We start from the raw sequence: 15,390 nt of genomic DNA on the forward strand, positions 1-15,390 counted from the left end.
ATGAAAAAGATATTTATAGCAATTTCGATAGTGGCAGTACTTCTGCCAGCATGCAAAGACCAGGTTCTGGATCAGGTACCACAAGGTGCCCTGGCGGAAGGTGTAGAGGTAGATGAGGGAATCATGGAGAACCTGATCACTGCTGCGTATTCTTCTCTCACGGCCAGGTTTATCGGTCTTCATCATGTCACTTTTCAGGGGCCAACAACCAACTGGATTGCAGACATCAGATCAGATGATGCCTACAAGGGCGGGGGCGGAATCGTGGACCAGGTACCAATGCATCAGGCTGAAACTTATGTGTTGAATCCTACCAATGATCTTGCCTTCAATAAATGGCTCAATCTTACCTGGGCCATAGCCCGTGTGAATGTGGCCATAAGCAACCTTTTGGAATACGAAAACCCAAACTATCCTTCTGAAATCAGAATGGCCGAAATGAGATTCTTACGTGCTCATTTTCACTTTGATATGGTGAGAAACTATAACCAGGTGCCCTGGTTGGACGAAAATGTATTGGGCTCAGAAGCGTCTAATACCACTTACACCAAGGAGGAACTTTTGGAACTGATAGAAGCGGATATGCAATTTGCGTATGACCATCTCCCCCTTAGTCAGCCGGAACTCGGAAGGGTCAATAAATATACAGCCGCGGCTTATATGTGTAAAATACTGGTAGAGGAGAAAAAGTGGAGTGAGGTAATTCCATTTGCCGATGAGGTGATAGGCTCTGGACAATACGCTTTGCTGAATGAGTTTGAAGATCTGGCATCACTAGATTTTGAAAACAGCTCAGAGATAGTGTTTACCGTGCAGTTTGCATTGACCGAAAACCCGGATTTGGGGCACAATATTGGGAACATTCTCAATGTCACCTATAGTAACGCTTATCCGGGAGGGGACGACTTTTATCTGGCTAGCCAGAACCTTGTGAACGCCTTCAAAACAGATGCCAATGGGTTGCCGGTATTTGATGGATTTGACAATCCTCCACATGCTACCGGAGCTTCCTATCTCAATCCTGTGGATCCTAGAGTTGATTTCTCTTTAGGAAGAAATAACATACCATGGAAACAGAGCGGCATCTACACTTTTTCAGAGTGGGGCAGGAGTGCAGATTATCCAAATAATTACTCTTCCAAAAAGCACGTCATAGATTCTAACGATCCCAGGATGCATGATGGTTTGCCATGGGCAGCTTCCGGACTAAACTTCGCAATCATTAGGTATGCCGAGGTGCTCCTATGGAAGGCGGAGGCGTTGATAGAAGGGAATATTGATCTGAATGAGGCTCGTGCCCTCATCAATCAAATCCGAAACAGAGCTAAGAACAGTACTTACGTTCGAACGTTGGACGGAGTATCTACAGCTGCCAATTATGCGATAGAACCCTATCCAACTACCGGATGGAACCAGAGCTATGCCCGTCAGGCATTGAGGAGAGAAAGAAGGCTTGAACTGGCCATGGAGGGCCATCGTTTGTTTGACCTCAACAGATGGGGGATTACAGCCCAGACCATCAGTGAATACTTATCCGATGAATACACAGTAACACCTTATTTGGAAGGGGTAGAGTTTGTAGAGGGTACTCATGAGTATTATCCAATTCCGCAAGCCGAGTTGGATAAGAATCCGGGCCTTTACCAACAGAATAACGGTTATTAATTCAATCAACTTTTCAATAAACATTCAATTTTCTAAACCAAAATAATTATGAAGAAGTCAATTTTGTTTTATGCGGTGATGATCATCGCAACAGTGGGCTTTATTGCCTGTGGGGACGGTGGCGAGGATCCGGCACCATCATTGGAAATCACATCCATCACAGCTACGTCGGCTGATATCACCAGAACGGGTGTGGTAGATGCCGCCGCTGGTACGGTTATTTTCCAGCCATTTCCACCACGTACGGATATTTCGGCTGTGACTATTGCAGTTACCTTGCCAGAGGGCGTTACAGTATCTCCAGCATCTGGTACTGCTCAGGATTTTTCAGCAGGAGCAGTGACTTACACCATTTCCAATGGTAGTGAGGAGCTCTCTTTTGAGGTTTCTGTGACTGCTGAATTTGCTGCTTCTATCGCTTTCGTGGGAGATGCCAATGCTCCGGGTAGTATTAAAGAAAAAGACATGGCCGCTGCTTATGCGTATCTTTCGGGAGAGTATGGTGATGACCTGGAGTACATTCCGTTCTCTAGTGTAAATACCGATGCGTTACAATACATCGAAGTAGTGGTTTACTATCAGGATAGCGATCCGGGAAACAACCCTGGTTTATTAGAGAGTATCCCTGCATCAGCACGGGCAGCTTCAGTGGTTGACGCATTCAAAGCATGGCATGCAGCCGGTGGAGATTTCGTGTTGGCTGGTCATGGCACACAGTACCTCAACCAACTGGGAAGGATTCCAGATGATGCTGGAAAGCCGTACGAAGAGAATGGATGGGCGCCTAGAATCTACGGAAGTGGTGATGGTTTTGAAAACCCTGATCAGTGGGGAATTAATGTCAACTTGAATGTTAATGCCATTGAGACCGTTTCCAGTTCTGATTGGGATCGATCTGGTCATGCCATACTTGAGGGCTGCACTACCAGTGACATTGCCAACCCTGTAGATCAAACTTCCTATGGTCATCCTGCTATACCAATGATAGCAGCTGGGTACAAAGAAGATCATAATTCCATGTGGGATATCAACGCCGCACCGATCACCGATCATGTGGATGCTTTTGATAAAGCAGATAAATGGGAAGCAGCTATGGAAGCTACACTTATTGGTACGTGGGGTCACGTGGTGGACCTGTGCTGTGGAGCAGTAGTAGAGCTTCATGCGAGGGCTTCTGCACCAGCTGAAGGTTCGATCATCGTGATTGGAGCTGCTGCATATGAGTGGGAGCAAAACGGCGCTGATAATGCATTTATGAGCAACAATGCTGCAATGACCGTTAATTCAATTAACTATTTAATAGAAAAGTAAATTTTCTTCATACTGAACCGGGAGGGGGTTTCCTCTTCCGGTTTTTTCACACATACCATGCATCTTCTCACTAAGCTCTTTTTGATATTCATAGCACTGATTTTTGGCCTCCCGGCCAAAGCGCAGACTTATACTGAGCAATATCGAATGCAATATCATTTTTCTCCGGAGCGAAACTGGGTCAATGACCCATGTGGCATGGTCTACCTCAACGGTACTTACCATCTGATGTACCAATACAATCCTCACGGCACGCAATGGGGCAATATGTCTTGGGGGCATGCCACATCCACCGACCTGATGCACTGGAAAGAACAAGGTGTAGTCCTGTATAATGACAGTCAGGGTGCCATTTTTTCGGGGGGAGCAGTCATTGACTATCACAATACCAGCGGCTTTGGAGACTCCGCTATGGTGGCCATTTACACAAGTGCAGGACAGACTCAAAAGCAAAGTCTGGCGTACAGCCTGGATCAAGGTATAAACTGGACTAAGTATTCTGGGAATCCAGTGCTGCCAAATAAAGGAATTATCGATTTTAGAGACCCCACGGTGCTTTGGCACGAATCCACACACACCTGGGTGATGACATTAGCCGAGCAGGATCAAATCGGGTTTTACTCCTCTCCAAACTTAAAAGACTGGACCTATCAGAGTGCCTTTGGAAAAGGAATGGGTGCCCACGGTGGAGTGTGGGAGTGCCCTGACCTGTTTCAGTTGGAGGTGCAAGGCACCTCAAGGAAACTATGGGTGCTGATGGTCAGTATCAACCCTGGCTCACCCTCCGGCGGATCTGGTACTCAGTATTTTGTGGGTGATTTTGATGGGAAGTCATTTACACTTACCCCCGAGTTTGAGCTACTGCTCAACCCCCAGCCAACAGATGAGGTGTTGGTTTTTGAAGACTTTGAGTCCGGCTATGAAAACTGGACGGTGACAGGAACGGCCTTTGGCCAGGCACCTGTGGCAGGTACACTCCCCGATCAACAACTCGTCACAAATTATCAGGGAGATCAACTGGTGAATAGCTATCTGAATGGTGATGCAGCTACAGGCAGTCTTACCTCAGCGCCCTTCATCATTGAATCCAATTATATCAACTTTCTGATAGGGGGTGGCCACCACCCAGACCTGACGGCCATCAAGCTTATCGTTGACGATCAGGTGGTGAGGAGTGCTACAGGTAGCAACACCGAACAACTGAGGTGGTACGCCTGGGATGTGTCAGAATATGCTGGCAAATCTGCCCAACTTAAGATTGTGGATGAAGTGACTGGTGGATGGGGGCACATCAATGTCGACCATGTCTATTTTTCTGATCAGGCAATTGTACAAAAGGAGGCTTTTTGGGTAAATCATGGGCCTGATGATTATGCCGGGCGTAGCTTTCAACAAACTCCTGATGGCCGAGTGCTGTGGATGAGCTGGATGAATAACTGGTCATATGCGGGCAACCTGCCTACCTCCACCTGGCGTGGAGGAATGTCTTTGCCCAGAGAACTTACTTTGAAAGAGACTCCTGCTGGTATTCGGCTGTTTCAGCAACCTGCTGCTGAGGTCTATGAGTTGAGACAGGATACACTTGTTATTCAGGGTGATTTGGACGCGCTCAATACTGCCCTTGTTGGCAGAGCGCAAAGCTCTAACCAGTACGAGTTGCGGTTTTCTATTAACCAAACAAATACCCAATCTGGAGCAGGGGTAATTCTTGCAGCTGAGGGCAGCTACTATACCCAGATAGGATATGATCCCAAAACGGCTAAGGTTTTTTTGGATAGGAAACATTCTGGAGTAGCTTTTTCCGGAGACTACACTCAGTTGTTTGATTTTAGTACATCTGAACTCCAGTCATTGAATTTCCAGATTTTTGTAGATCAGTCGTCAGTAGAGGTTTTTGTAAATGATGGTGAGGAATTGATTTCAGCCCGTATTTTCCCAACTTCAGGGGCCACCGGGCTAAGGTTTTATGGGGACGTTGGATCTATTACTGAGGTTTCGCATTTTGAATATGGGAATATTTGGCGGGAAGCGGAGGCGCTGGTCACTTTCACTCCCAAATCGAGGGTTAAAATTTTCCCAAATCCATCCCAAGGAAAGTTTCGGGTGGAAGGGGTAAAGTCTCTTGCTCATGTTGAGTTGATCGGGATGTCAGGCAATAGACTTCCGTTTACCATTAGTACTAAGAACGAAGGGTATGAGATAGTCTTGGATAACGAGACTTACTCAGGAGTGATCATTTTGAGGATAGTGGCTGATAACCAAATAATTACCGAACAGTTAATCAATCAATAGAGGGATATGAAGAAGATACAATTGTTGTTTTGGGTAGGATTGATGTTGACAGAGCAGGTCATTGCTCAAGAGGTATTTCATGTAGGGTTCAACGAAGTTTCAGGGACAAATACCACCACGGAGGAGGTGTCCTCACAATCTCTGAGTATCGAAAACCTTTTTGATCGTCCTGAGCGTATTACGGCACCTGATGGAAACGCCATGCGACTGGATGGGTGGTCTACTTATATTTCACAATCCAACTTTAGTTTATCAGGGATCGATCGTGCACTCACCATAGAAGCATGGTATGCCACTGAGGCTTTCAATAGAGAATCTTCCTCTATCATTGAGCTGTCTTCAGCATCAGGGGCTTCTGGGTTTTATCTAAGTGTGGGCCCTTATGGGGAACTTAACTTTGGCTACCACCTGGATAATACGTTTTATGTGCACAATACACCAAACAGGCTTTCTACTTATCGATGGCATCATATTGTAGCCACTATAGACCTGAATGCTGGGGAGACCAGGGTGTATGTGGATGGTGTAGTGTGGTTTTTAAAACAAGGACTTTCGGCATCCTCTATTTCTGTCCCGGAGAGTACCTTGTACATTGGTAAAAGAAGTCTTGATCAACGCGCAAATGGATTCTCTGTCAATGTGCTCAATGGAGCTTTGGATGATCTAAAAGTCTATAATGTAGCACTCACAGAGGCAGAAATAACGGATGCAAGTCAATCTGTACCTGAGAGGAAAGTTGATTTATACATAGATCCGGCCGTGAGGTTTGCCGGAGATCATTTGCGACCACAATACCATCCTATGCCCAACAACAGCTGGGCCAATGAGTGCTATGGTTTGATGTATTACGAGGGTAACTATCACCTGTTTTTTCAGAAAAACCCGAATGCTCCCCAGCTATATTTCATGCACTGGGGCCATCTGATCAGCCCGGATATGGTACATTGGCGCGAAGTAGATATTGCTTTGAGGCCAACTCCGGGTTTTGACAATTTCGGCGCATGGTCAGGTACCACGCTTAAGGACAATGCTGGAAGTCCCTATATTTTTTACACGGGGGTAGATGGTGCCAAAGCCGGTATTGGTATGGCCATTCCCACCGGGGATTCTTTGCTCACCTGGACCGAAAGTGAGTCCAATCCCTTATTGGCCAATGCACCTACCAGCTTTAGTCACATGGACTTTAGAGACCCATACCTGTGGAAAAGTGATGGGTTGTATTACATGATAGTGGGTTCAGGTTTGCAAAACAATGGTGGCGGCATACTCTTTACCTATCGTTCTTCAGATTTGGTCAATTGGACGCTAATCCCGAGGTTGTATGCCAATTCAGGCATTTCCGAATACGGAGAGTTTTGGGAAATGCCAACCTTCAGGAAGTTGGCGGGGGATACCTACCTGCTACAGTTGACACCTACGCCTAACAATGGGAAACGTGCACGTTCTATTTATTTGTTGGGCGCCTGGGAAAATGAAACCTTCAAACCTTATTTTGAAACCCCGAAATCACTCGAGTTATTTGATAGCCACATGCTGGCTCCGGCCTTTGGTACAGATGATGAGACGGGAGATACTTACATCGGGATTATTCCCGAAGATCGGGATGGCAATGATCAGATCAATGCCGGGTGGCGACAGACTTTTAGCATACCACGCCAGGTGCGTCTGCTGGAAGATAGCACCATTGGGCAAATACCTCATCCAAACCTTTGCAGGCTAAGGTCTGACGAGATATCGGTGGAAAAATTGGTTTTGGAAAATGGCAAAAGAAACAACCTCCCTCAGTTTAGAGGGAATCAGATCGAAATGGAATTTGATATCAAAGCTGATTCCAATGCCAACTTTGTAATTCAGGTGCTCAAGCATGAAGATGAGCGCGAGTATACAACCATTACTTTTGATTATGAACTGAATAAAATCATTCTGGATAGGCGCCAATCATCCCTTTCGAATACCTTAAAGAACACCAGAATAGGGGATTTTGTATTCAACCCAAATGACACTTTGAACGTGCGCATATTCATTGATCACTCTACTTTAGAGGTGTTTGTGCAAAACCTTACTGTGTTTTCTGCCAGGGTTTATCCTTCTCGGGCGGAAAGCGACCTGATAGACGTGGTAGCCATAGATGGCGAGGTATCTGTGGTGTCAGCTAAGAAATGGGAAATGGCCTCCATGTTGGACCATGAAATAGTGGATCAAAGTTGTGTCCCGAGTAACCTTCCTACGCATTTTAACAAGATACCCAAAGAGCCAGAGGAACCCGAGGAGCCTTTGAAATCGGGCTTTAAATCCGGGTGGAAGCTCTACCCTAATCCCTCGTTTGACGTGATCAACCTGGATACTCCCGGAATAGAAAACGGCCAATATTTTATTTATTCTCTCTCAGGTCAGCAGCTACTAAGTGGAGCCATTGATCAGGAGAGGGCAGCTATAGATGTACATCAAATTCCCGCCGGAATGTATTTACTGACCGCCAGCGATGGCACCCTCTTTTACTCAGAGAGGATACTGATCAAAAACAAAGAATAAAAGGCAAGAGGTGAACATATGATTTAAACTTAAACCCTTACAAAATGATGAAAACATTTATCTCCATTATAATGGTGATCTGGGCATACTGTGCCATGGCACAAAGCCCCATCGTCTACCTGAAGTATGATGAAGCCAGTGGAACTCAAACGGCGTTGGATGAGGCAGGAGGATTGAGTTTTCAAGTTGCGAATACGTTTAATAAACCAGAGCGAGTCTCTGGTGTCACCGGCAAGGCGCTAAGAACCGATGGGTTCTCAACCTGGGCCAGCCGGGATTTGACCACCAATTTTGGTGGTACTATGACCGTGGAGACATGGATCAGTCTGGAAAGTTATCCGTCTGATCATGAAGTGCCCTATGGTAATCTTACCCCATCGGCTATCATCAGTCAGGTGCAGGGAGATCAGGGCTATCAGATCGGGATCAATACATTTGGTGTGTATTGGTTTTCGGTCAATGTCAATGGCCTCAAATATACCTGCCAGGCACCAAACCCATTTCCGCTCTATGAGTGGGTACATGTGGCAGGTGTAGTAGATGCAGGTGCCAGCGTGATGAGGCTGTATCTCAACGGACAGGAAGTAGCTTCGGCATCCATACCCAACGGGGGCACCATACAGAAAGCTTCTGCTCCCCTGATCATTGGTAAGAGCAATGTGGATACCTACAGCGGGATTTTCCTGATCAATGCACTTAATGCAGCGATAGACGAAACCAAAATATATGACATTGCGAAATCCGGGACCGCTATTTCTTCAGCGTATCAGGCCTTAGTCGCTAATATTCCCACATCAGGTTTTGAGTCGCTGGCCGTACCATCCAGTCGATTTGCAAACGATGTTCAGCGGCCTGTATATCATGCTATGCCAGCTGCCAACTGGACCAACGAACCCCACGGTATGGTGGAGTACAATGGACAATATCACCTGTTTTATCAGCGCACGCCCAATGGCCCATTCAAAACCATGATGCACTGGGGACATATGATCAGCAGCGATTTTGTAAACTGGGAGCATGAGAAAGATGCCCTTTGGCCTACTTTGGAGTGGTCATCTACTTCAGGCTATGACATGAAAGGTATCTGGTCTGGTGATGTAGTGGTGGACAATGGAACTGCCCATGCCTTTTATACCAGTGTGAATCATTCCGGGCCTTACAATCCGGGGATTTCGCATGCCACCAGTAGCAATGGTCGATTAGAGAACTGGACAAAGCTTGGACCAGTGATTGACCGAGAAGTAGTGGCAGATTTCAGAGATCCTTACTTGTGGAAAGAAGGTACGACATGGCACATGATCATTGGAGCAAAACTCACCAGTGGAAGAGGTGGACTAGAGTACTACACTTCTTCAGATTTGAACAACTGGACACGTCAATCTCAGTTTACTACATTGGATTACAATCAGGTAGCCCCAGCCCAGTCTCTGTGGGAAATGCCAGTATTTGAAAGTATAGGAAATGGCAAACACATACTAATAGTCAATCCGATTCCCGGACCAGGTCACACCCGGGCGGTATACTGGACCGGTGTTTGGTCTGGGGGGCTTTTTACACCTGACTACACTCAGCCTAAAAATCTGGACGTGATTCATGGGCACCTTTCTCCTACAGTAGCCAGAAACACCAACGGCCAGTTGGTGGGCATGGGGATCGTGGATGAGCGATGGGATTCACAGGCTCAGTTGGATGCTGGCTGGTGCCATACGTTTAGCCTTCCGCGCGTTTACACCCTGCTGGCAGATGGGCAGACATTAGGACAAAGTCCGGCTCCAGAGCTGCAAACATTGCGGATAGCAGGCACAGCCATCACCCAAACTAACCTTTCCGTATCTGGTACACAAAAGATACAGGCAAAAGGTCAGTCAATGGAGTTGATCGTGGAACTCAACCCGAATACTGCGGGTGATAAGTATGGAGTGAACTTCCTTGTGTCGGATGATGGGCAGGAGATTACCCGACTGTACTATGATGCAGTGAACAAGCAGGTAGTTCTGGATAAGTTGAATTCTAGTTTATCACCACGGAGTTTTGAAAGATTAAGCTTTACAGAGGACTATGACGAAACCGCTTTTGGCAAGCCCGAGAAGTTCCATATATTCCTTGACCACTCTGCTATCGATGTGTTTATCAATGGTAAAGCGGCATTCTCCAATAGGATATATCCAACCATGGTTAGCAGTAACGGTGTGGAGCTATATTCTGATGGAGGATCGACTAGTTTCACTTCTGTACAGAGCTACTTGCTAGGAGCTGGAGGACAAGGTATTGGTGTGACCAGTGTTTCACTAAACAAGTCAAGCCTTATTTTGCCCCTGACAACCTCTGGTACTTTGACAGCCTCGGTCTCTCCGGCAACTGCCACCAATCAGCAGGTTACCTGGACCACCAGCAACGCTGGGGTAGTGACGGTTGTTGACGGGAAATTAACACCTGTAGCCAAAGGCACAGCTACGGTCACGGCGTCCGCAGCAAATGGTCACAGTGCTACATGCGAAGTGACTGTTTCAGATGCACCAACTTATCTGGTATATGATTTTGAGAGTGGTAATCTTTCAGGCTGGACTGTATCAGGTGCAGCTTTCGACACTGCAGATGTCACGAGTGACACTGCCTGGTGGGGAGGCCTATTCCAGCATCAGGGTACCTATCACTTGCATGGTTTTAAAGATGGAGGTGATGGACAGGTGGGATCTCTTACTACAAGCAATTTCACATTGGGATCCCATGGCCAAATCGAACTTTTGATAGGTGGAGGAAATGACATCAACAACCTTTTTGTGGGCCTTTATCGTGCCTCTGATGATGCGCTACTTGCGAAAGTGACAGCCAATAACCATGAGACCTATTCCAAAGTGATCATTGATGGATCTGCCGCACTGGGTACAGTCTGCTACCTCAAAGCGGTGGACAATTCTACCGGAGGATTTGGGCATTTGAACCTTGATGATGTACGGATTCCTATCCAGTCCGGAACACCGATAGCAGCTACAGGCGTTTCGCTCAATCAAACCGCTTTGACTTTGGCACCACAGGCAACCTTCGCTTTGGAGGCTACGGTAAGTCCTTCCAATGCAGCCAATCAATCGGTGACATGGTCTTCAAGCAACACGGGGGTAGCTACTGTGAGTAGTGCAGGTTTGGTCACTGCTGTGGCCACTGGTCAGGCGGTAGTGACAGTGACTACTGCCGATGGCGGATTCACAGAGCAGGCCACCGTGACGGTGTCTAATCAGGAGTTTCTGATCTATGACTTTGAAAGTGGTGACCTTACTGGTTGGACCATATCTGGTACAGCATTTGTCAATGCGGACGTTACCACGGCAGCAAACTGGGGCTGGGGAGGCCCATTTACACCACAAGGTAGCTATCATCTTTGGGGAGTCAGCTCTGGGAGCGACACAGAGACCGGATCGTTAAGGTCTCAGGATTTTGTGATTGGCGGAGACGGTATTATTACTTTCATGATAGGTGGTGGTTTTGATATCAATACAGTCTACCTCGCCCTGGTCAGGAAGTCTGATGGAGTGGAGTTGATGAAAGCGACCGGAGATGATAACGACAGTGAGAATTATGTGTCCAAACAATTCGATGCTTCGGCTTACATTGGGGTGGAGTGTTATGTCAGACTTGTGGATAATTCTACAGGTGGATGGGGACACATCAACTTGGATAACCTGGTGGTGCCTATTGGCAATAACAATGTGCCAGCTACAGGAGTGTCATTAAATGCCAGCTCGCTTACACTCACCGCCGGGGCCTCAAAGAGTCTGGTAGCAACAGTGACACCTGCGAATTCTACCAACAAAGACATATGCTGGAGTTCATCAAATATCAATGTGGCCACCGTCAATGATGGAGTAGTTACCGGAGTGTCAGCCGGAACGGCCACAATAACAGCGACTACTATAGATGGTGGGTTTACTGCACAGGCTACGGCAACAGTGGTGGCCCAGGATTATCTGGTTTATGATTTTGAGTCTGGAAACCTCAGCGGATGGACGACTACTGGTAGCGCTTTTGTCTCAGCTGATGTAACCACTGATGTCAATTGGGGATGGGGTGGCCCTTTCAATCAGCAGGGCAGCTATCATTTGTGGTCTGTCAAGTCAGGTGGTGATGCAGATACTGGTACCATGCAGTCTCAGGATTTTATATTGGATGGAAATGGCGTGATCACCTTTATGATCGGTGGAGGATTTGACCTCAATACCCTCTATCTGGCGCTAGTTCGCAAATCTGACGGTGCTGTACTGATGAAAGTCACCGGAGATAATAATGACAGTGAAGCCTATGCCACAAGGCAGTTTAATGCTGTAGACTATGTGGGTACAGAATGTTACCTCAAACTAGTGGACAATTCCACCGGCGGATGGGGGCATATTAACCTGGACAATGTAAGGATTCCGGTAGCCAGCGTGTCTGTGACTGGGGTCGATCTTGACCAGGCTTCTGTGATTTTGACAGAGGGCCACAGTGCCACTTTTACAGCTACCGTACTGCCAGTAGGAGCTTCCAATCAGGGAGTAAGTTGGAGTTCGTCCAATACCAATGTGGCCACAGTAGACGCAAATGGTACGGTTACAGCAATAGCTTCGGGGAGTGCTACGATCACGGTCACCACCAACGAAGGAGCTTTCTCTGATCAGACAAGTGTCACTGTAGAGGCGCAGCAATATCTGGTTTATGACTTTGAGTCGGGCAACCTTTCTGGCTGGACCTCCACAGGAAATGCATTCGTCTCAGCCGATGCTACCAATGCAGTGAACTGGGGATGGGGAGGCCCATTCAATCCACAGGGTACTTATCACTTGTGGTCCGTGCAGTCTGGAAGTGATGCCGATACAGGCACCCTTCAAACCGCCGATTTTACACTGGGTGGGAATGGAATCATTACTTTTTTGATCGGTGGAGGATTTGATTTTAACACCGTCTATCTGGCACTTGTTCGTAAGTCAGATGGTGCCGTACTGATGAAAGCCACTGGTGACAACAACGACAGTGAGGATTACATACAGAAGCAATTTGATGCTTCCGCATTTGTGGGCACCGAGTGCTATCTGAAGTTGGTGGACAATGCTACCGGTGGATGGGGGCATATCAACCTCGATAACCTGATCATCCCTACTGTAGGAAACGCAACAGCGCGAATTACCGAAGAGCTCGAAAAGGTGGAGGAAACGATTGTCTTGAGGGTATATCCAAACCCTGTGACTGATGAGTTGCATTTGGATTTACCTAAGGAGTCGGTATATGAGTTGAGCATTCTGTCTATGGATGGTAGAGAAGTCAGAAATCAAACGCTGACGGGCTCAACACTGGATGTTCGGGCACTGAATCCGGGAATGTATCTGGTGATGGTAACTACGGACAGTCAAAAGCATGTTTTTAGAATAATTAAACGATAAACTATTTGAAAGGAGCATAGACTTTAGACATCAGGCGGCGGCAACCCGCGGGTTGAATAAAGTCTATGCGAATTTCATGTGACCCATTAAAATAAACTTATACACATGAAATATAGCACCATTCTATTTGCGATCATTTTTTACGGTTGTGCTTCTACTGTTCAGCAGAAGGAGCCGATCAAACTAAGCGGAGGAGAGGAATACCGACCGGCTTATCATTTCACACCACCTGCTCAATGGATGAATGATCCAAATGGAATGGTCTATTTTGAAGGAGAGTATCACCTCTTTTATCAGCATTTTCCCGACAGCAATGTTTGGGGGCCTATGCATTGGGGGCATGCCGTCTCTGAGGATATGATCAACTGGGAGCATCTGCCTATTGCATTATATCCAGACTCTCTGGGTTATATTTTTAGCGGTAGTGCGGTCATCGATTGGCAAAACACCTCAGGTTTTGGAACCAGGGACAACCCACCAATGGTAGCTATCTATACCTATCATGATCCGGTTGGAGCCGATGCCCGAAGAATTGATTTTCAAACCCAGGGAATCGCATATAGCCTGGATAGAGGAAGAAGTTGGACCAAATATCAACAAAACCCTGTTTTGGAGAATCCGGGGATCATAGATTTCAGAGACCCAAAAGTATCATGGAATGAAGAGTTCCAGCAATGGACGATGATCTTGGCAGTGAAAGATCATGTGAATATTTATTCTTCTCCAGACCTAAAAGAATGGAAGTTGGAAAGTGAATTTGGTCAGTCTATTGGGGCCCATGGAGGCGTATGGGAGTGCCCAGACCTTTTTCCTTTGACGGACGAAAACGAAACTGAAAAATGGGTGATGCTGGTGAGCATCAATCCGGGAGGGCCACAGGGAGGTTCGGCTACCCAGTATTTTGTGGGCGATTTTGATGGATCTGTATTTACACCTGGTGATTCTACTATCCGATGGGTAGATTATGGAGCGGACAACTACGCCGGAGTTACCTGGTCTGATGTGCCTGAGTCAGATGGGCGTAGGTTGTTTTTGGGGTGGATGAGTAACTGGCAGTACGCTGTAGCGGTGCCTACCGATAACTGGAGAAGCGCTATGACCCTACCACGAGAACTGAAGCTGCTCACGATCAATGATCAGCCCGTTTTGCAGTCGGTGCCAGTAGAAGAACTCGGCGAGCACTTTGAGACATCAAGTTCTATTGATTCGGGTGGTCAGCTCGAATCTGCGGCCTACAAGTTGGAACTGTCCAATATTCCTGAGTCGGGATTGGAGTTGATCTTCGAAAATAACATTGCTGAAAAGCTCACTATTTCTCTGTCTAAAGATGAATTGCTCATTGATAGAACATCATCGGGCCTCTCTGATTTTAATGATTTATTTGCGTCTGTTCATAAAGCACCTTTGCCGGATGTAGAGATAGAAAAGCTTCAGATTTTTATGGATAAATCTTCCATAGAGGTCTTTGTAAATGACGGACTGGTGGTGATGACAGATCTGATGTTTCCCAATGAGGTATATACGTCCATTTCATTTACGGAAGGATTGGACGTGAAAATGTCTTCTTTAAAATCTGATCTGGTAGAACTCTAAAATTTATAAGCAAATGGAAAACACGAAAGTATTGGCCTTTGGGGAAGTATTATGGGATTTCATAGAAGGATATAAACATTTTGGCGGAGCGCCGGTCAATTTCGCAGCACACATGGTGCAGTGTGGTCGAGAGGCGTCTATTGTCACGGCTGTTGGTACAGATAAACTTGGTGATCAGGCCGTGGAGGAGATGATCAAACTCGGCGTGGGTCAGGATTTTGTGCAGCGAAATAGCCACCTCACTGGGCGGGTGATGGTGTTTTTAGAGGAGGGTCAGCCCACCTACCGCATCAGAAATGATGTCGCCTATGACTACATCGAGCAGTCCGGTATAAATACAGCCAAACTGAACGAATATGGGGCGTTTTACTTCGGTACGCTCGCCCAGCGACACCCCGTATCCAAAGCAGCGATGGATTTCATCATGGCCAGAGGATCGTTCAACACTATATTTTATGATGTGAATTTGCGCAGGGATGCCTATACCAAAGAGGTGATTGAGTCTTCATTTGGCTACTGTACGATAGCCAAGATGAATGATGAAGAGGTGAGGGTGTTGAGCTCATTGCTCTATGAGGCGGAGATGAGT

The 15,390-nt window shown here is 46.7% G+C and carries 7 protein-coding genes; all 7 read left to right on the forward strand.

The annotated features are described in order from the left end of the window. Nucleotides 1-1,665: a RagB/SusD family nutrient uptake outer membrane protein gene (locus ACHKAR_RS01980; protein ID WP_159584464.1), complete on the forward strand. Its 1,665-nt coding sequence runs from the start codon at nt 1-3 to the stop codon at nt 1,663-1,665. A 48-nt stretch (nt 1,666-1,713) separates the two neighbouring features. Continuing rightward, on the forward strand, nt 1,714-2,976 hold the full coding sequence (locus ACHKAR_RS01985) for a DUF4960 domain-containing protein (RefSeq protein ID WP_159584463.1): 1,263 nt from the start codon (nt 1,714-1,716) through the stop codon (nt 2,974-2,976). A gap of 57 nt (nt 2,977-3,033) precedes the next feature. Then, nucleotides 3,034-5,268 (forward strand): GH32 C-terminal domain-containing protein, encoded by a 2,235-nt coding sequence (locus tag ACHKAR_RS01990; protein WP_395415948.1) that lies wholly within the window; start codon nt 3,034-3,036, stop codon nt 5,266-5,268. A 6-nt stretch (nt 5,269-5,274) separates the two neighbouring features. Beyond that, nucleotides 5,275-7,800: a GH32 C-terminal domain-containing protein gene (locus ACHKAR_RS01995; protein ID WP_395415949.1), complete on the forward strand. Its 2,526-nt coding sequence runs from the start codon at nt 5,275-5,277 to the stop codon at nt 7,798-7,800. Between the two features lie 44 nt (nt 7,801-7,844). Then, complete coding sequence (locus ACHKAR_RS02000; protein ID WP_395415951.1) at nt 7,845-13,208, forward strand: Ig-like domain-containing protein; 5,364 nt, start codon at nt 7,845-7,847, stop codon at nt 13,206-13,208. A 105-nt stretch (nt 13,209-13,313) separates the two neighbouring features. After that, nucleotides 13,314-14,801 (forward strand): glycoside hydrolase family 32 protein, encoded by a 1,488-nt coding sequence (locus tag ACHKAR_RS02005; RefSeq protein ID WP_159584457.1) that lies wholly within the window; start codon nt 13,314-13,316, stop codon nt 14,799-14,801. A gap of 13 nt (nt 14,802-14,814) precedes the next feature. Further along, nucleotides 14,815-15,390: PfkB family carbohydrate kinase (locus ACHKAR_RS02010; protein ID WP_395415952.1), on the forward strand; the 576-nt coding region annotated here is incomplete at its 3' end.

The sequence above is a fragment of the Marinoscillum luteum genome (genome assembly GCF_044005705.1).
GTDB classification, from domain to species: Bacteria; Bacteroidota; Bacteroidia; order Cytophagales; family Cyclobacteriaceae; genus Marinoscillum; species Marinoscillum luteum.